An 18,785-nucleotide genomic window follows, 5' to 3' on the forward strand; every position below is an offset into this window, starting at 1 on the left:
GTATATCGGAAACCCGTTTGTGCCGTTGGTTGCCAGTTTTCCCGAGGATCGTTTTGAACGCACCGAAGCGATCCACGGTGCCGTTCGCGTCACGCATGATCTGAATATCAGCCTCAATCTCTTCAGATCTCTGACTTTCGCCGAAAATCCATTAATGTCTTGCACGACGATGAAATGCAACAATACGCATCACACCAAGTCACCTTCCTTGTCTCAAATTCGTGCACCACTTGGTGAAGGTAGCCGTCAGAATATTCAATTTCTTCAAGTATTCGTTTCCTTCGCGTTTCATCGAAGAGATCGCGCTTAGCAGATCTATGCTCCCAGCGGGTCAGCTCCAGTAGCCATCGGTAGCCATTCCGCTTCAGAGAGCTTGGAAGCCACGCTAGATCTGGATAAACTTGTTACGCGACATGCTGCAATCGTTGGATCGACCGGCGCAGGAAAATCGAACACCGTCGCAGCAATTTTGAAGGCCCTCACAACAGGATCCTTTCGCATAGCGAATACGGCGCCGCACGTTCAGACGAGTAGTCGGTGCGACGGTCTACGCTACGCTCTCGCCAGATCTGCCGTCAACGAGCCCCATTGTTCACGGCCGCGTTTATCGGGTCAGATAGGAAGCTTTGTACGCATTCCTCTCGGTTTTCTCAACGCATACGGGATCGTTTCGATGGTCGGCGCGGTGGCAGTGCCAGGAGAGGATCCGCTCATGACGGCGCGATCAGCCGAGTGTACGTTGGAGATTAAGCTCATAGGTGAGGCCTACCGCAATTCACCGTTTCAACGGGGACTAAGCGTTTATGCGATATCGCCTTAGGTGCCCGACAGGGCTTTTGCGATCCCATAGTGTGCTGCTCGCACCTAGGGAAATCCCTAGGGTGTACGGGCGCTGATGCGGCTACGCCGATTTCGTATGACGGCACGGAACCAGCTCTGTGGTCGAATAAGGGTGGCACAGAGCCTCGTTGAACGGCACTTTCCCTCCTTGTGACTGACTATCGCCACGCTGTTGCCGCGAGTGGTGCATCGTGCAAGAGTCGCGCGAAGGAAGGCTACAGGGCGCGGGCTAGAGACTACAATTCCATGGGGCGACGACGGGGTAAATCATCTGACGCCGGAACCATCTTCCTGATCCTGATCGGCGGATTGGTGGCGGCCGTTATGGCCATCTACCGGTTCGTTGTGCAACACGCAGCCGCAATAGGAGCGTTTGTTTTGGCGGCCGGGGTCGTTTGGCTCCTCTATCTCGCTCTGAGGGGCAGGTCGCAGAGCGTTTCTCCTTCCGACGGGCATTCCGAGCTTCCGAGTTCTGGTCAAAGCCCGCCACCAGCGATAAGCAAGCTTCGTTCGAGTGAGTCGCCGGCAGTGTGGTTGGCGGCGGGCGAAAGGGCAGTCTTCGGCAAGGCAGAAATTTCTGGGGGCATGTTCTACTACGGCGCCTTGATAGCTGGGCCGAACGGTGAGACCAGGCAGTATGCCATAAATCCCGCTCTGCCGGCGTACTCGCGGCAGCCCGATGTCGATGGTCAGTCGATGCCTTATTGGCCATCGTACGAGCAAATCTCGCCGGCCGCCCGACGTTCTTTTTTGGACTGGATGCGTACTGGACGGCGAGATCCCAGCTACGGCATTGGATATGTGTTTCTCTTCTTCTATGGCCTTGAGCACCGCGTGTTCATAGATCAAGGGTCAGACGTTCCCGCGGTTATTCAAGAAGTCGAAAGATTGCTTTCGATCTACGGTGCGAACAATTCCTTCCAGAACTACGCCACGAAATTCCTCAACGTTGTTCGGATATCGCGCGGCATCCGCTTGGCGTTGCCACCCCTTTCTGCCGAACGCAGCGTCGGTTCGGAGATGGAGCTCGCCACGCGTCTGTATCTGGCCGAGCGGCTCGCAGCGTCCCCGAGCGTTTCGGCTGACGACGCGCTCTATTGGGTTATGGCGATGCCGGACACCTATCTTAGAACCCCGGCCGTGAGGTGCTTCGAAGAATTTGTCGCATTGTGGAAGCTGCGTTTCGGCACACGCTTTCCCAAGGGCTTTGCCGTGAATTCCAAGGGCAACGTCTGGCTGCGGTATCGTGCTGCGAGCGGTGCGTTCGAAATCGACGTTCCAGGACAACATCAGCGCCAGCCTGATGCGAGCCTCCTCGTGCGAGACTTAGAGATTTTGAGGACTTTGCTAGACGATTGCACAAACGAGCTCGACAGCTTCAGCCGTGTGGTCGGTCGGAAACCGGCAGCAAGGCATTCGATGGCCGCGGCGGCGCTTCTTCCTATCGATCTTCAACGGGCGGCCAAAGTCGGTCCCGTGGAAGACTTCAGGCGCCAGATCGATTCCCTGGTAGGAAGCCAAGGCCGCGGCAGTACGACCGCACAGGTGCTCCTAGAGATGGCTGGGATCGAAATACCGGAAGGAGGCAAAATACCAAGTGCCGCTCTGGATACGCTGAGCGGCGCCTTGGATGTCGTTGGGATCGCAATAGAGCCCGATCGCCGATACGGGAGCGGCGCGCCTCGGGCGGACGACCAAGTTTTCGTGTTCCGGGCGGCTGACGGCGGCCCGGTGGATCCAGCCAGGGCGCCGTTTCGAGCGATGCGAGCGCAGATCGAAGTCGCTGTCCTGGCCGCTGCGGCCGACGGGGATGCATCGTACGAGGAATTACAGCGCACCATCGCAAGGATTAGGGCGGAAGGCGATCTATCGGGGGTAGAACAAGCCCGACTGATCGCGTTCGCCGTCATCACATTCAACAATCCGCCCAAGCGCGACAGGGTCATGCGCAAACTTGCAGAAACCAGTCAAACCGAGCGGCAAGCAATAGCCGAGGCTGCGGTCGCGGTGATCGGCGCAAATCAGAATATCGATGCCGGAGAGGTCAAGTTCCTTGAGCGACTGCACAAGTCGCTAGGTCTGCCGACGGAGCGTGTGTATGCCGGTCTGCACCGCGCTGCCGCCGAGAAGGACGAGCCGGTAGCATTGACGGAGGAGGCTCGGGCGGCAGGCATCCCCATTCCAAAGCAGGCGCCCCCGGCTCCTCCCTCGGCGGGCATCAGAATCGATGCGGTCCGCTTGGAGAAGACCCGAAAGGATACGGAAGCTGTGTCCGCCTTGCTCGCCAACATCTTTACCGACGAAGGCCCGCCTCCTGTCCAAGCCTCTCCACTCCCAGCCGATCAATCCTTGGAAGGATTGGACGGTCCTCACGGCGTATTGGTCGAGTTACTTGAGCTTCGTGGATCAATGTCGCGTACGGAATTTGAGCGACATGCCAAGGAGGTCCGCCTGTTGCCGGACGGCGCAATTGAGCGCATCAATGACTGGTCGTTCGACCACTTCGACGAGCCGCTGATCGAAGAGGGAGACGAAATCGTGATAGCGGCGCACTTGAGAGAACGCATCGCCGAGATGAAGGCCAAGGCCGCATGAGCAAGCAAGTCAAGACGATCCGTCCACGCGAACGCGATACTATTATCCAGGCTCTTTCCGCCGGCGTTGTCCCACGCATCGGATTGCCTCACATCCAGGTCGGGCGGGCCAAGGAGATCGCCGCGATGCTTCGGGACATCGATCGCATTGCCGACGCGGGCGCCGCGATCAGGTTCGTTATCGGCGAATACGGGGCAGGGAAGACCTTCTTTGCCAGTGTAGTCAGGCTAATCGCGCTCGAGCGAAAATGCGTGACTATGCATGCCGACCTCTCGCCCAATCGGCGTATTCAGGCAAGTGGGGGGCAGGCCCGGGCACTCTATTCCGAGGCCGTCAACAATATGGCAACGCGCAACAAGCCTGAAGGGGGAGCTCTCCAAAGTGTCGTCGAGCGCCTGGTGACTGACGCCGCAAAGGAGGCGGCGGAGAAGAGCGTATCTGTCGAGAAGGTGATCGACGAAAAGCTCGGAGCGATTGCGCAATTAGCCGGTGGGTACGATTTTGCGACCGTGCTGAAGGCATTCTGGCGGGGCAGCGAGGAATCGAACGAGCTTCTCAAGCAAAACGCTATCCGATGGCTTCGTGGTGAGTATTCGACCCGTACCGATGCGAAGAGAGATCTCGGTGTGCGGACCATCATCGATGACGAGAACCTCTACGACAGCTTTAAATCGCTCGCATGCCTGGTAAGAGTCGCGGGCTACGCGGGACTGATCGTTATGATCGACGAGATGGCCAACATCTACAAGCTCCAGAGCGCTCAAGCGCGAAAGCAGAACTACGAGCAAGTACTCAACATTGTAAACGATGCGCTTCAGGGAAATACGTCAGGCATCGGTTTCGTCATGTGTGGTACGCCAGAGTTTCTTCTGGACACGCGCAGGGGCATGTTCAGTTACGAAGCTCTTCAGTCGCGGCTAGCCGAGAATTCCTTCGCTGCGGGCGGTCTCGTTGACATGTCGGGCCCCGTGATCAGGCTGCAGAGCCTGACGCCTGAGGATCTGCTTGTGCTCCTCGGAAACATCAGGATGGTCTTTGCGGGCGGGGATCCTACGAAGTATCTGGTTCCCGACGATGCGCTTACCGCCTTCATGGAGCACTGTGACCGAAAGATCGGGGCCGCATACTTCCGTACGCCGCGCTCGACGATAAGATCGTTCGTTCAAATGCTGTCGGTACTGGAGCAGAACCCGGACAGCCGGTGGCAGGATCTTCTTGAACGAGTGCCGATCGCTCCAGACGCACCCGACGACGTAGCGGAAGCGACGCCTAACAACGGGGACGACGATGAGCTCACCAGCCTCCGCCTCAAATCTTGAGGGGGCCTACGACAAGCTGCATCCGACGATCCGCCGGTGGATCTGGGATCAGGGATGGGACGAGCTCAGGGAAATACAGGCCCGTACCATCATCTCAGTCCTGGACGGCGACCGCGACATCTTGATCGCCGCCTCCACGGCAGCAGGGAAGACTGAAGCCGCGTTTCTGCCAGTTCTCACGAGCGTTGCCGATCGGGCGCTCGCTGGGTTCTCGGTCCTCTATATCAGCCCGTTGAAGGCATTAATCAACGATCAGTTCAAGCGGCTGGATGAACTCTGCGAAAACATGGCCATTCCGGTCGTGAAGTGGCATGGAGATGCCCCACAGACCGCGAAGAAACGGGCAATGGCCGACCCGCGAGGGATCTCGCTGATCACTCCCGAATCCATCGAGGCGATGTTCGTCCGCCGTCCGGGCGACGCGAAGCGGTTATTGTGCTCGGCGGACTTCATCGTCGTGGACGAGCTGCATTCCTTTCTTCAGGGGCCTCGCGGTCTCCATGTCGCTAGTCTGTTGCGGCGCATCGATGCCGTGTCGTCGCGGCCGGCGCGACGTATCGGGCTTTCCGCGACGATAGGCGACCTCGGTCAGGCCGCCGCTTGGCTTCGACCCACGATGCCTCAGCTTGTCGAAATCCTGGAAGCCAAGTCGGATTCACCCGAACTCAGACTTCAGGTTCGCGGCTATGTTGAGCCTCCGCAGCTGGACGACCCAGATCACGCTGAAGGCGCGAGCGGCATTCCCGAAGAGGCGGTAGTCCGGCGCGTAGCTCTGGACGATATTGCGGACCATCTCTATTCGACACTCAGAGGAACCAACAATCTTGTTTTCGGCGGTTCGCGTCGGACAGTGGAATCGACCGCGGATCGGCTCAGGAGGCGCTCTGAAAAGGCGAAAGTGCCCAACGAATTTTACCCCCATCACGGGAGTCTTTCAAAAACCATCCGCGAGGAGCTGGAGAACCGCCTCAAAGACGGAAAGTTACCGACGACCGGTATCTGTACGTCTACCCTCGAACTGGGGGTCGACATCGGATCGGTGAAGTCGGTTGCCCAAATAGGTGCGCCGAGATCACTCTCCTCTCTACGTCAACGCCTTGGGCGAACGGGACGCAGGAGGGGTACTCCGTCGGTCCTAAGAATCTACATTCGTGAACCAAACACCGATCAGGATACGGGTGTCATCGACCGACTACGCTCGAACACAATACGATCGGTGGCCGTCATCCGACTCCTGCTCGAGAAATTCGTCGAGCCGGCGGGGCAGGTACCCGAGGTTGCCTCCACGCTAGTCCACCAGATACTTTCGGTGATCGCCGAGCGCGGCGGAATACGGGCCCGCCCACTGTACGAGTTGCTGTGCGGTTCTGGTCCCTTCGCGATGATTTCTGCTGCAGAGTTCGCGCTTCTGTTGAAGCACTTGGGATCTGACGAGATCCGGTTTATAGAGCAATCACCCGACGGCACGATCATGCTGGCCAACGAAGGAGAGGCAGTCGTTCAATCGCGCAACTTCTTTGCCGTATTCGAGTCAGCGGAGGAGTGGCGGCTTACTGTGTCCGGGAGGACACTGGGGACATTGCCGATATCGTTCCCGGTCCATAAGGATAGCCTTGTCGTTTTTGCCGGGCAACGATGGATTGTGCAAGATCTCGACGAAAAGACCAACACACTTTTCGTGGCGCCTCACCCCGGCGGCGTCGTGCCACGGTTCGAGCGAGCGGATGGCGAGCGATTACACGATCGCTTAGCCGCAGAAATGAAGGCTGTCTATCTCGCGTCGGACGAACCCACTTATCTGGACCAAAGAGCGCGCGATTTGCTGGCGGAGGGCCGGGAGGCTTTCAGCGGTTTAGGTCTTGACACCACGAACGTGCTTCAGGAGGAGAAGGACGTTCACGTCTTTCTGTGGCGTGGATCGCAGGTGACGGCGGTTTTTGGAGCTGCCGCCGCTATGGTGGGTCTTCCCGGCCACGTGCATGATCTGGGATTGACCCTATCCGAAACGACCGTCGCGATGGCAAGATCTAAACTCGCAAGTCTGGCGGACTTCACTGCTGCAGACGTAGTTCGGGTTTCTTCGGCGGTCCAGAATATCACGGCTGGGAAGTTCAAAGATCAGGTCCCTGTCGAACTTGCAAGAACGCTGTGGGGCCGACAGAATACCTGCGAAATTGGTGCGATACCGGGCATAGCTCGGAGTATCTGATCCACAACGAGGCGTAGCGGAGGGGAAAAATGTATAAGCTCGCTGATTTAGCGCGCTCCCGCGATCGGCCCCCGGGTCCTGACCTAGGGAGGGATATTCGAATTTCTTTAGCTAGCTCAATCCGGTTAGCTTGACTCCCTCGACCTCGGTCCCCGGCGCACGCCATTCGGGGCGGCAGCTTCGCAATCGGCCACCGACCAGCGCGGGTGATCGTTAGGATTGGAGGTCGCCTTAAGCGGGAACCGGCCGTGAACCGAGGCGTGCTTTTCAGTCACGGCAGCAGAAATTCATTGCGTCTGAAGGCGAACTCAATCTAAGCTTGTGCGCATATTTGATGTTTACATGGATTCCGAAGTTCTTTTGACCTATCGGCGGTATCGCCGAAAGAACGTGTGTCTTGCCGAATGCCCTCCAATCGATCTCACATATCGACCTCCGACGCTATCGAGTACCAAGGTCAGCGCTGCGTTGCGTCGCACCAATCCAGCTTCGAGAAACATCGTATACATGCCGATGCGTTTGCCGCGCAGCTCGGTGGAGAGTCGCTGCCCTGCGACGACGGTGCAGACCCAGTCCCGACGCAGTCGTTCACTTGTGAAGTGCCCGGCGCCGACAATCCACTCCTGACGCCGCAGGAAGTCGCCTGCCTCGAATGGTGCAAAGAGGGGAAAACGAACTGGGAGATCGGTGGGATTCTCCGGATCTCCGAGAAAACCGTCGAGTTTCATCTCGGCAACGTAAAGAGAAAGCTTGGGGCGACGAACAGGATCAGCGCGGTCGTTATCGGCCTTCGGTATGGGCTCATCTCGCTCTAAAAACTTCCGTCCCCCAACGGCAGTTGGGCTGCTCTGTGGGTCCGCGAGAGGTAGTGTCGGCAAACTGAGACACTGCCCGCGAGGGGGATGGGGGAGGCAGACTGCACTCGCCTATTCCAGCTCCGAATAGACCGGTGCGTGTTGCCGTTCATGGCTGCATTGCTATCGCGGCTGAAGGTGGCGCTGGCGCCTCTCTCCACATTGTCTGGTTGGGCTTTGGTTTGTCACCGAACGTGGTTCTCGCGGCATTGCGCGAGCTTGTCAGGCCAAACCACATTTCTAGACAAACTCCGCCATAACGTCCGTGCCAAGCCGCAAGCAGGTCAACATGGATTCGAAATTGGCCGCCGAGGCCGCACTATGAGCTTTCCGCACATGATCGCCGAACCTTTTATCATCAGGGAAGAGGTCACGGCATAAGTTGGAGCTGTCGCGAAGCAGCCTGACCCCTTCAGTGTAGATCGGAATACCGCACTTGATTGCAGTTACGAGCTCGTCTGGCACACTATCTTGCTTACCGGTAGCTATCCATTGCGCACATTGCAGGACATGCACGTCGGGCAGGTCAGGATTCATTTCCCTCAGCCGCGGGATAAGTTCATCAGCGTAGGGGTGCCTTAGCTTGTAGAGAACGTAAGCCGCCAAAATGCTGGTGTTCGAACTCGGCATGTCTTGAGGATTTCGCAATCGCTCAATGAGATCATCAAGGAACAGGCGGGCACGCTCCATGGCGCCTTGACGTACGTATTCGTACAACGTCGTTGCAAGGGCATCTTCAGGAGAGGCCGGATATGCGGATAAAACGGATCCACTCCGATAGGCGGCGAGCTCGGAACTTGCCGCGAGCTTAACCGCCTCTCCTTTGGGCCCGGGCAGCCAAACGACTAGAGCAGCGTTGTGGCTAGATGGTTCGGAAATCTCAACATAGAAGCAGTTGGTCGGCGCGATCCCAGAAGGAACGGATATTTCTCCTTGAGCATCTACTTTACCGTCTCCACCTTTCCTCAAGACCAATGTTGAGTGCGTCCGGCCGGGGGTCCACTCAACGAACGTTCCCCAGCGGTAGGACAACTCAATCGGAGAGCCAGCATGCGCGTCGTGTGCAGTGCGGCGGTGTTCAGAGTTTTGAATGCGCGGCGATCCCGGATCTGCCGAACTGACGTCAGTAATGACGACCTGTCCGCGGAATCTGTCCAAGAGGCGGGTAAGCGCATTCCTGCCAAGTTCTGCGATGTTCTCAAGTGCGCGGTTTCCGAGCTCGCGGAGGCGCTCACCCAGCCAAGGCGGCATGGTCTCGCCGGGCTTACGGCTCGCTTGTATTGCGGTTGCGATTTTCATCAAGGACTCGGCTTCGCGCCAGAAGTCTGCAATCGCGTCAGTTTCCTTCATGTCCAGCACAGCTTCGCCGATAGCTAGTCCGTTGGTACCTGTTTCTGGGGTTGCGACGGTGATCGAAATAATGCGCCCGGAAGGAAGAGCGGTTCTCACCAGGTAGGAGCCTGGACCCGGCACGCCGACGTCTGTAGGACGGCCGGCAAGACGCAACGCCGCGCGCTCGGCCTTTCCGGCCTCGGAAAACACTTCCACGGCTATGGGCGCGCCGGCCAGGTCCGGTGGCACATTTTCAGCTGTGATCCGGACGATGTAGCTGGTCACGGCTTCGCCCCATCCGGTTTGCCTGTGTCGCGCCGCTTGATGTCTATGATGACTTCAGAAGCCGGAAGCTTCGGCTCGAACGGTTTAAGGCCGGTTTCATATTTATCGGTGTCAAAAGCCGCATTCGCCGTCCACTTTCCGATGGGGACGGGCGTGCACCACGGCCCGTCCCTCCGTTTTGCTCGGCTTAGGCGTCTTTCACCTGGCGCCTCTTCGGCGACGAACAGATCTGCGGCTGACATCGCTGTGCCAAGGCTACACCTTACCTTGACCAGGACTTCAGGGGGGCCGACAAGATCGCAGAGAACGCCTGTCGTGTTGACGACACCCGGCTTGCTTTCGGAGAAGATGATCCCGCTGTTATCTTCCGTCTCAGCGCGATGCAACGCCGCCGACTTTAGAGCAATTGCCAGTGATGACATAGTCACCGGGCATCCATCGACCGTTGGGTCACCAGCACGCTGCGTCAAGCAATGTATGAGTTCCTGCGTGAAAAAGGGCGCGTCTTTCGCGTCTCCGTAGGCCTTACCGCCTGCGTATGAGCCAAAGTAGATTGAGGCATCTCTTTCCGAGATGGCGGCACCGCTTACAGGCGTGCAGAGCGGGCGACCTATCACTTCGAGCTGGTTTGCGATCGCCTCGAAGTTATACTCGGAGCAAGCGTCGATGAAGAAGCATTGCACGCTGGGCTTCCGGTTTTGTAGGTAGGTCGCGCTCGCGATCGTCGCGATCAGGTTGCCTCCCTCTTTGTCGTTGGTAGGAAGCCGCGCGTCTTGGGCGAACAACGTCGGCTCGGACTTGAATATGCCGTGGCCGGCAAAGTACCAGATCGCGGCATTTTCCAGCATTGTACCGGAACGGTCCAACCATTCACCGAACCGCTTGCGGATATTCTCGAATGTAGCTGGTTCGGCTGGCATCGCAGGACAGGTAGTTGCAAACCCGAGCTTCGTGGCCGCGTCACCTTCCAGTTTCCACTCGCCCTGCTCTGGTGTTGCCGAACATAGGAATTCGACCGAGCCTAACGGGCGGTCAACCTTGGAGAATTTCGTCAGTGCCCACTCGGCGAATTTCCTGGCTCCGTTCACCGATGTAGTGACCGTCGGAATGATGTCCTTTGAATCGTATTCGCCGACGCCAACGATCATTACGTGAGTTCTAGGCTTGCCGTCACTCGCAGCCTTCTTCAGAGCTTCTTCTGCTTGTTTGACAAGCGTCGTATATCTTTCGACGGCATCCTCTTCGGCCTTGCTCGCGTCGAGAAATGGAATGCCGTCTGCGGCCTTTAGTTTACGGCGTCTAACTATGGCCTCGCTCATTTTCAGCCAAGCCGGAGCGAGGGCGTTTTCGCCTGTAAACCCTTCGGCCCAGATCAGGGCCATAAGCGCCTCCAAATCAAACTTGCGCTCCCTTTTCTTCAAACAACTCCTTTACTCTTTCACGCAGGCGGGCAAAGAAGCGGGGAGTGTCAAAATATGCGGCATGGGAAATGATTGGCAAAGCATCCGTCTCGAACTCAAAATCGAGTACGTCTTTGAAGACGCCCTTGGTCGCGAAACCAACGTAGTCGGTCAAATCATAGACGTTAATCCAGCGCGATACTGCGGCAGGAAGATCAGCAGGCTCGCCCTTTGCGAAAGGCTCCGCCAACTCGCTAGCCGCTGCTAGGCGCCCCATCTCCGCGAACAGTGCGACCTGAGAACCTACGGTCACAAAAAGGTCGCACCGCAGGTCCTTCGCAAAGTGGGTTAGAATGTCGTAGAGAATGATGCCACCGAAGCTATGGCCGACAAGATAGAGTTCTTCGTCGCCAGGGCGACGGGCCGCGTTTGCTTCCTTGATCGCGGCAATGACTCGTTCGACAATTGGTTGTCGGTTGTCCATGTAGGTGAACACGTCGCCCACGAAACGTCCGGCGAATGTGGAAGCGGAAGGACGGACGTATTCGGAGAGGCCGAGGAACGCTGCACGAGTTGCATCGACTGCAGCACCTCCCACGGCGTCTTTTACGTTCTTAGTCACTTCACTCACTGCATCCTTGATCGCGGTGGCGCCGGTCTTAAGCCAATTCAGAACAGAGTTTCCAATCGCCAACGTTTGGATTGTTCCATTGGCTCCTGTGGCCGCTTCGCTCGAAGTTGCAGAAAGTGCCGTTACCGAACGAAATAGCTCTTCCACAAACTCGCTGTCGTTCTTGACGGTCTGCAGCCAGGACGGATTGCGGTTGGCAGCCGCGTATGCCTCGGCTACCAGAGAGAACCGCGCCACGTCCGGCAACGCATTTGTCAGTGCCTGTGCTAATGGACCAGCCTTTGGAGCGTTCGAGGAGCCAGCGAATAGCAAGTCCACCGCCGCGGGCAACGATCGGGCCCTCGCAACGGTTAACAGTGGATCGCTGTTCAAGGTGGGTTTGTTGACGAGTTCGCCGTCCAACTTTGCTGCGGTAGAGGTCACCAAGTCCACACGCGCCGGCTGGCCAACCGCTAATGTTTGTGCGCCGGACGTGGGCAAGCTGGCGAAGTTGCGGGCAAACTTGACTCCGAGGTCTCCCCAGTAGGGCGCAAATGTTTTCAGTCCGTCGGCGGTCTTTACCCGATCGATAAAAGCAACATGCGCCAGCTGTTGCTGGAGCAATGTGCTTCGGTCATCGAAGACCCGCTGCTCTTGTGGGGTGTTGCCTCTGCGCGTATTCACGCCATGCACGAAAACAAGCGGCATTGTCGGGCCCTCGTATAGCTGGTCCATCTTAAATGGCTAGCGTAGCAATAGACAATCTGAAATGTAGCCCGGAAATTTGCTCAGCGGCGTATGCCTCGCCTGCGACCTAGGGAAATCCCTAGGATGCCACTGGCAACTAGAGGTTGGTTCGCTGGTATTGGAGGCGCCAGTTCGTTTGTCCCGCCCGGGGCGCTGCCTGCCCAGTATCCCGCCGACGCACAAGAGTAGTGTGCGTAAACGGCGCAGTTTCCAACGTCCGAACAACAAACGACGTTCGCATTGCGATGCTTCGATATTCAACAGCGCTCCACTCTCGACAAGTCAGCCAGTCGCGATAAGGTTGCACATTGGACAAACGGGGCAGGACGGCATGAGCAGAGAGCGAGCTACCGATGGTCCGCTGCGGGTACGGGCTATAGCCGGTACACACGTCGTACTGATGGCAATCGATATCGATCCCGAGCGACTGGAGGGCCTCAGGGGCTTCGCATTCCAGGCTAGGCACGGTCAGGAGACCCGGTGGTTGCAAGGAACCAAATATTTCGAAAAGCTGGTGCCCAAACCAGAAAAGAGTGCGAAGTATTCGACTTTGCAGCACCCGATCCAGAGCTTCCTTTGGTCAGACTACGAAGCTCGCCCTGACACAGAATATGAGTACACGATCGTTGCGATGTACGGTGAAATCGACGGGCTTGAGCGGAGGTATAGCGCAGCCGTCAGAATCAGGACAGAGAAGGAGAACGACGGAGAACACGGCGTTTGGTTCAATCGAGGGGTAGTCGCTAGCCGGGCGTACTCTGTGACTTTCCAAAACCGCACGCTGACGGAGGAGATGTACAACGCCGTTGATGATAAGAATCGCGTCTCTGAGGAAACCTCAGTCTGGCTTTCGCGGGGGCTTGAAGAAGCCTGTGTGACCTTCATCAACGAAGTCCCAGAAGGCGACAAGCTCCGTGTTTGTGCCTACGAATTTACGTACCTTCCGCTGCTGAAGGCCCTCAAGGCGGCGATCGCTCGGGGTGTCGACGTCAAGATCATCTACCACAAGACGAAGGCGAACGAAGATGCCATCGATGAGGTGAAACTTCCTGCGGGGAGGCTGATCGAGCGAACCCGCCCGCAAACGCCGCACAACAAATTCATCATTTGGCTCGATGACCAAGCAAGTCCGAAGGCAGTTTGGACCGGATCAGTCAACTTCACTCCGTCTGGTTTCCTGGGGCAGACCAATGTTGGTCATGTGGTGACTGACGCGAGCAACAAACCAACCGCGATCCCACGGAAGTACCACGAATATTGGAAGGTTCTTTCCAAGAACCCTACCGGAAAGCCGGCGCGCGAAGCGGCCATCGAACTCTCGCCGAACCCGCCGAATCTCATCCCGGAGCAACCAATCACAGCATTCTTTTCGCCCAGGATCGCGGATAACCTGCTCGACTGGTACGGAAAGAGGATCGAGAACGCGCAAACGTCTTGCATGTTTACGGCCGCCTTCACCGTCGACCCAATACTGCTGAGGTCCTTGGGCAAACAACAGAACTCAATGCGCTTCGTTCTCCTCGAGAAGCCCGCTACTGCGGATGCCCGCAAGGCGGAACGCAGTAGCCGCGGCCGCTTGGTCATGTCGAATGGCTCAGTGCTCGGAAAGGTGACGAAGCAGTCCTTCGAAAAGCAGGAAGGGGAGGGCGGTACAAAGCTGGTGCCAATCCCCAATTTCCCGCTCGAGAAGTGGTTCGTTGACGAAGAATTGGCTCGAAAGGACGGAAAAGGCTTCGTCTTTTTCGTGCACACAAAATTTCTCTTAATTGACCCGCTTTCGGACGACCCATTCGTTTGCACCGGTTCAGCGAACTTCTCGGGTAATTCCCTTACGGCCAATGACGAGAACATGCTTTTCATCCGGGGCAACACCCGTGTCGCTGACATCTACCTCACAGAGTTCGATCGTATTTTCCGTCACTTCTTCTTTCGAATGAGCGCCAACCGTGCGGCCATGGCTGATGAAGAAGAGGACGAAGCTGCCAAAAAGGCGGTGTTGCTGGATACAACGCCGACTTGGATGACGCCGTATTTTGAGGATGGCGACTACAAGTGCAGTCGTCGAATTATGTTTTTCGCTGACCCGCGGGCGAATTGGTCGACGGAAGCGGCGGAGGATACGAAAGACATATTTGCTGACGAAGTCGAGCGGGCCAAAGCCAAACGAACTAAGGCAAAAGAAGCAAGGGAAGCGAAAGCGGCTGCCGGACAAAAGTCTGCGGCGGCTGCAAAAAAGAAGCCCACTAAAACGGCTAAGGCAAAAGCGGGTAAAAAGAAGAAAGCAGCAAGACGGGGCGCGTGAAGAAGACCAAAGCGTCGAAATCGAAGCGAGCTAAGACACGCAAACAGAAGCCCCGGACAAGGATTAGGGTCGTGGCGAGCTATGTTCTCTACGTTCAGGATGACAGGGACAGCGCCTTCAAGCATTTCGGCGTTGTGATCCATGATGAGGCGGAAGCCATCGCCAATGCCACTGGACACCAGACCCTAATCTTCAAGGACGGAGAGCCATGGAAGCTCTTTGACGGATTTGGGACGTCCTACTCGATCGTGTTAGATTGAGGGATTCTCGGAGGGTATGAACGCCGTACGTCGGAGAAGTCCAATGAGTTTCATTGGAAGAGCGGGATTGCTCGCGCTACTTCTTGCCGCTTCTACCGGGCCTGCGCTGGCGGAGAAGCGCGACGCTTGGCACGTTGACGGCAGATTGCTCGGGAAGGACGGTGAGAAAGCCGAGGATGTAAGTGGGATGGCCTGCGCCACTGACCAGGGCTTTCCTCGTTTATGCGTCGTCATCGACGACAACGTACAGCATGCGCAGTTCGTGGAGGTTCACGATGGAGAGATCATTGTTGGCAAACCGGTCGACTTAATTGCTAACAGTTTTGAGGGGAAAGCGCTCGAGCTAGACGGCGAGGCCGTCGCATTCGCAGATGGTTTCTACTATGTGATCGGTTCGCACGGCCATCCGCGCGATAAGAAGGGAAAGCTGAAATCCAAGGCAAATGCTGCGGAGATCCGAGCGAGGATCGCTGCGAGCAGCCAAATCGTCAGATTTCGGGAGGATGGCGCGGGCGTCGATAGGTCCGCAAGGTTGCGGGATATTATCGCGGCCGATCGGACACTTCGGCCATTCATGGATAAGCGTCTGGAGAAGAACGGCCTCACCATCGAGGGCCTAGCGTTTGGGCCAGGTGGCAAGTTGTTCGTCGGCTTTCGAGGGCCCGTCCTAAGCGGGAATCGGGCGGTCGTGCTGTCGGTGGGGGCGAAAGCTTTATTTGAAGGGGGAGACGATCGGCATGAAACGTTTCGGCTTCGATTGGGGCCCGGCCGCGGTGTTCGCGACCTGACGAGCTTCGCTGGCAGCTTGCTGATCTTGGCAGGCCCGGCCGCGGACGAGCCTGGGTCTTATGCGCTCTATCTCTGGAACGGAAGAAGCGAAAAGGTTCGCCTCCTCGCCGAATTGCCGTTCAAAGGTAAGCGCAAACCGGAAGCCGTGCTTCCCCTAGATGTAACGAAGTCCAAATTGAGAGCCCTCGTCCTCTTCGACAGCGAGAAGGAAGGCTCGCCAACTCCTGTTGAAGTTCCTTACCGTGAGCGTTGGGAGATTTAGTGATGCGCCGCATACCTTTAGCAATTATCGCTCTTCTTGCGTTTTGCACCAGCGCTTCGGCGTGGGGCGACGAGGGACACAAAATCGTCTGCGAGATCGCCTATCGACTGGCGCTGCCCGATACGCGTGCCGCGGTTCGCAAGCTCATCCGAGCAGACACGGAGTTCGACACCTTTTCCGAGTCTTGTGTATTTCCCGACCATCCGCGCATTCGTACTCAAGACCACTTCGTCAACCTTCCACGAGACTCGCGTGGGCTCACGTCGGATGACTGCCCGTTGGCGCCAAGCTGCGTACTGAAAGCCATCCTGAACGATTCGAAATTAGTCAACTCGAGACACGAGAAAACGGTGGATAGGCTCATTGCGCTGAAGTCACTCGGTCACTGGGTGGGAGACATTCATCAGCCATTGCATGTGTCATTCGAGGACGATCGCGGCGGAAACAACATTCGTGTGCGAGGAGAATGTTCGGGTAATTTGCACAGCGCGTGGGATAATTGTCTAGTCGTGCAGGCAGTTGGATCCGATGTGTTCGACGCTGCATCGGAGCTCATCGACGAAATCACCCCGGAGATGAAACTGAAGTGGAGCTCGTCCGAACCTCGCGACTGGGCGAACGAGTCATTTGCCATCTCTGAGTCAGTCAAGACTGGTTATTGCGTTATGCATAGCTCGTCTTGCGACCTTCCGGAGGGTACGGTCGCCGTCAGTGAGGATTACCTTGCCGTCAATGTTCCTATTGTAAAGCAACAGCTTCAGAAGGCGGGATTCAGACTTAGTCGGCTCCTCGACAGCGTTTTTGCTGACCGGTAGGGCACCCGTCCCCGTACCTCGGGATTTCCCTAGGGCCGACGTGGCCCAGGCCTCGCTCGGGCGGGTGATCGGGCTTCCAAGTGCTGCACAGCCTGCAATGAATCGGGTACCCTTTTCATGCCGAAGAACTCCAAGTCGCGGTCAACGATCCCCAAACGCTTCCAGGCGCGCGAAAGGTGGAGATTCTCCGCTCGCTGTCTGACGATCGAGATGTAGAGGAGCTTCTCCGCAGGCGCTTATTGATATTTGCTGCGCGATACGGCGATCGTGATGCAATGTCCAGCTTGATCGACACGGCCGATGAAATGGAGGTCCAGGAATTAAGCGCTACACCTTGCAGGACCGGCAACATTTGCTCGACCTTTCGTTCCTGCAATTGGTCGTCTCTCGCTGCTCCTATAATGGGGCGTCCGGTTCGGTTGCGCATGATCGCGGCTCACGGGTCTCAACCGGCCCTAGATTCGCTACTGCTCATCTATGAAAATGCCGCGCATCGGGACCTCAGGGAGGTGGTTTTGGGTGTGCTTGAGCCCCTGGCAGGGAGGCTAGGAGTGCGGATTCGCGAAGTCGACGACCGATTGGGCGCGGTCGCGATTGGCTAAGCTCTGGCTCCGATAACGGCTTGCAGTCATATCGGGGCAGCGTTGACCGTCTTCGGCCTAACGCTCGACTCGAACTTAGCCTCCGAAGCGAGCCCCCGTCACGTTCAGGTTGTCCACCGCCTAGGGAAATTACTAGGGCGGCGGAGCTTGCGCGAAGCGAAAAGCCCTAGCATTGTCGCAAGGGGGGGTGACCAGTCGGCGCATGAATTTTCAGGAATGGATTGATAAGGCACGCAATCTCGAGGCGGAAATTGCTGCTGCACCTTCGATAGAAAAGAAGCCGCTTACCACGGTATTGTGCCGACTGCATTTGCTTGCGTGTGAGGCGCCAATCCCTGTTCTCGCGGCCTACGAGCGACTTTCAGAAGCGACCCTAAAACATTTGACTGGCCGGCGGATCGAGACGATGACGCGCGGCACTCATCGCTGGACGCCGCGCTCGCTATCCCCAGAGGACTGGATGCTTTCTCTGGGGAGCCAGATTAGAGCAGTCGATGAATACCTGTACACGACCTCCGGGACGGATTTTGGGGACCCTGATTCGGAGCTAGATGAGTGGCGTTGTCCTTCGACCAACATGCTCGTCGTGCCTCGCCCGCGAAACTTGCAGGACTCTCGGCTCGCTGGGCGACCTTATCTCAAACGCGGAATACTGAGGCATCGCCTACTTCCCTCCGAGGTAGGTGGTCTCGAAGTCGTCCCCATCCGCATAGACCTACGGGAAGCTGGCGAGAAGTCGGGAGTTGCGGCCTCGCTGTTCTCCAACCTTCAGCTTTTCACTCGCGAAACTCGCGAAGGCAACTTCATCGCCGAAAACGTCACGTTCGACGATATCGATGAAACCCTGGACAATCAGATCGACCAATCGATGTCGAATGGGTGTGCAGGCATCGTCTGGCCGGAATTGACAATCGATCAATCCACGCGACTTAAGATCTGCGACCTCTTACGGAAGCGCACCATTGCCAGTGATGATGAATTCCCTCTTCACTGGCTGCTCGCCGGAAGCTGGCATGAAGAGACTGATGTAGGCTATTTCAACCGAGCGACGGTCTTGGACGGATACGGACGTGTGATCCGCTCATTCGATAAAATTGTTCCGGCTCGGGATGAAAAGGGCCGTCTGGAGGATATCAGATCGGGGGAATGTATCCCCGTCCTTATTACCGACAGCCAACTGATCGGCTTGGCCATCTGCCGAGATTTCTGCGATCGGGCCTCGATGACATCGCCTTACCTTACCTTGCCCGTAGATTTTTTCGCTGTGCCATCTATGGGGGAGGAGTCCACTATGGTCGCTCACCTCAACGTCGCGGCGGAGGTGCAGGCAAAAACGGGTGCCCGCGCTCTCGTGGTGCAGCAAACGGACGCCCGCTTGGCGTCACAGAAGGAGCTTGGCTACGTCCTGCCCCTGCCGCCGTCTCCCGCCTCCATTTCCGTCAATTCCTTGAAATCACTTACGAAATGGCAGTTTGTTTCAGAATGAAACATGGGGTTACTTCGGGACCAAATCGGGTGTAAAACGTTGTAAAACGATCTCTTAAACCTTAGATGGGATAACGGT

13 protein-coding genes are annotated in these 18,785 nt (G+C 57.0%); 9 read left to right on the forward strand and 4 right to left on the reverse strand.

From position 1 onward, the window contains the following. Window positions 1–19: 19 nt before the first annotated feature. The 4 genes from I6F09_RS25485 (at window position 20) to I6F09_RS25505 (ending at window position 6,963) form a co-directional block, all read left to right on the forward strand. On the forward strand, window positions 20–310 hold the full coding sequence (locus tag I6F09_RS25485) for a hypothetical protein (RefSeq protein WP_225130029.1): 291 nt from the start codon (window positions 20–22) through the stop codon (window positions 308–310). Window positions 311–1,086: 776 nt separating this feature from the next. Continuing rightward, entirely contained in the window at window positions 1,087–3,435 is a 2,349-nt protein-coding gene (locus I6F09_RS25495; protein ID WP_276573870.1) for a TerB N-terminal domain-containing protein, read from the forward strand. After that, window positions 3,432–4,754, forward strand: coding sequence for an ATP-binding protein (locus I6F09_RS25500; protein ID WP_225130025.1), 1,323 nt, complete (start codon window positions 3,432–3,434; stop codon window positions 4,752–4,754). Before I6F09_RS25495 ends, I6F09_RS25500 begins: the two co-directional genes overlap by 4 nt. Beyond that, the gene (locus tag I6F09_RS25505; protein ID WP_225130023.1) at window positions 4,723–6,963 is read left to right on the forward strand and encodes a DEAD/DEAH box helicase; all 2,241 of its coding nucleotides are present in this window, start codon (window positions 4,723–4,725) and stop codon (window positions 6,961–6,963) included. Before I6F09_RS25500 ends, I6F09_RS25505 begins: the two co-directional genes overlap by 32 nt. A gap of 365 nt (window positions 6,964–7,328) precedes the next feature. On the opposite strand, the gene I6F09_RS25510 is transcribed toward I6F09_RS25505, so the two are convergent. From I6F09_RS25510 to I6F09_RS25530, 4 genes are all read right to left on the reverse strand, one after another. Then, a complete protein-coding gene (locus I6F09_RS25510; protein ID WP_225142084.1) occupies window positions 7,329–7,691 on the reverse strand; it encodes a hypothetical protein in 363 nt (120 codons plus the stop codon). Between the two features lie 366 nt (window positions 7,692–8,057). Then, window positions 8,058–9,434 (reverse strand): hypothetical protein, encoded by a 1,377-nt coding sequence (locus I6F09_RS25520; RefSeq protein ID WP_225141980.1) that lies wholly within the window; start codon window positions 9,432–9,434, stop codon window positions 8,058–8,060. Beyond that, window positions 9,431–10,816 carry a caspase family protein gene (locus I6F09_RS25525; protein WP_225130019.1) on the reverse strand — a complete coding sequence of 462 codons (1,386 nt, stop codon included), beginning with the start codon at window positions 10,814–10,816 and terminating at the stop codon, window positions 9,431–9,433. Before I6F09_RS25525 ends, I6F09_RS25520 begins: the two co-directional genes overlap by 4 nt. A 13-nt stretch (window positions 10,817–10,829) precedes the next feature. Continuing rightward, the gene (locus I6F09_RS25530) at window positions 10,830–12,152 is read right to left on the reverse strand and encodes a hypothetical protein (RefSeq protein WP_225130017.1); all 1,323 of its coding nucleotides are present in this window, start codon (window positions 12,150–12,152) and stop codon (window positions 10,830–10,832) included. 523 nt (window positions 12,153–12,675) lie between these two features. Here I6F09_RS25530 and I6F09_RS25535 point away from each other — a divergent pair. The 5 genes from I6F09_RS25535 (at window position 12,676) to I6F09_RS25555 (ending at window position 18,707) form a co-directional block, all read left to right on the forward strand. Then, window positions 12,676–14,493 carry a phospholipase D-like domain-containing protein gene (locus tag I6F09_RS25535; RefSeq protein ID WP_225141984.1) on the forward strand — a complete coding sequence of 606 codons (1,818 nt, stop codon included), beginning with the start codon at window positions 12,676–12,678 and terminating at the stop codon, window positions 14,491–14,493. 71 nt (window positions 14,494–14,564) lie between these two features. Continuing rightward, the gene (locus I6F09_RS25540; RefSeq protein ID WP_225130013.1) at window positions 14,565–14,753 is read left to right on the forward strand and encodes a hypothetical protein; all 189 of its coding nucleotides are present in this window, start codon (window positions 14,565–14,567) and stop codon (window positions 14,751–14,753) included. A 43-nt stretch (window positions 14,754–14,796) separates the two neighbouring features. Beyond that, window positions 14,797–15,804, forward strand: a complete 1,008-nt coding sequence (locus tag I6F09_RS25545) for a DUF3616 domain-containing protein (RefSeq protein WP_225141986.1) — start codon at window positions 14,797–14,799, stop codon at window positions 15,802–15,804. Between the two features lie 2 nt (window positions 15,805–15,806). Continuing rightward, the gene (locus I6F09_RS25550) at window positions 15,807–16,619 is read left to right on the forward strand and encodes a S1/P1 nuclease (RefSeq protein WP_225130010.1); all 813 of its coding nucleotides are present in this window, start codon (window positions 15,807–15,809) and stop codon (window positions 16,617–16,619) included. 804 nt (window positions 16,620–17,423) lie between these two features. After that, window positions 17,424–18,707, forward strand: coding sequence for a hypothetical protein (locus tag I6F09_RS25555; RefSeq protein ID WP_225130008.1), 1,284 nt, complete (start codon window positions 17,424–17,426; stop codon window positions 18,705–18,707). The last annotated feature ends 78 nt before the right edge of the window (window positions 18,708–18,785 follow it).

The organism is Bradyrhizobium sp. IC3195 (assembly GCF_020193585.1).
Classification (GTDB): Bacteria; Pseudomonadota; Alphaproteobacteria; order Rhizobiales; family Xanthobacteraceae; genus Bradyrhizobium; species Bradyrhizobium yuanmingense.

Coding starts and splice junctions, on each gene's coding strand:
- I6F09_RS25495 (WP_276573870.1), top strand. CDS start 1,087: ATGGGGCGACGACGGGGTAAATCATCTGACGCCGGAACCATCTTCCTG.
- I6F09_RS25525 (WP_225130019.1), bottom strand. CDS start 10,816: ATGGCCCTGATCTGGGCCGAAGGGTTTACAGGCGAAAACGCCCTCGCT.
- I6F09_RS25505 (WP_225130023.1), top strand. CDS start 4,723: ATGAGCTCACCAGCCTCCGCCTCAAATCTTGAGGGGGCCTACGACAAG.
- I6F09_RS25555 (WP_225130008.1), top strand. CDS start 17,424: ATGAATTTTCAGGAATGGATTGATAAGGCACGCAATCTCGAGGCGGAA.
- I6F09_RS25550 (WP_225130010.1), top strand. CDS start 15,807: ATGCGCCGCATACCTTTAGCAATTATCGCTCTTCTTGCGTTTTGCACC.
- I6F09_RS25545 (WP_225141986.1), top strand. CDS start 14,797: ATGAGTTTCATTGGAAGAGCGGGATTGCTCGCGCTACTTCTTGCCGCT.
- I6F09_RS25530 (WP_225130017.1), bottom strand. CDS start 12,152: ATGCCGCTTGTTTTCGTGCATGGCGTGAATACGCGCAGAGGCAACACC.
- I6F09_RS25500 (WP_225130025.1), top strand. CDS start 3,432: ATGAGCAAGCAAGTCAAGACGATCCGTCCACGCGAACGCGATACTATT.
- I6F09_RS25510 (WP_225142084.1), bottom strand. CDS start 7,691: ATGAAACTCGACGGTTTTCTCGGAGATCCGGAGAATCCCACCGATCTC.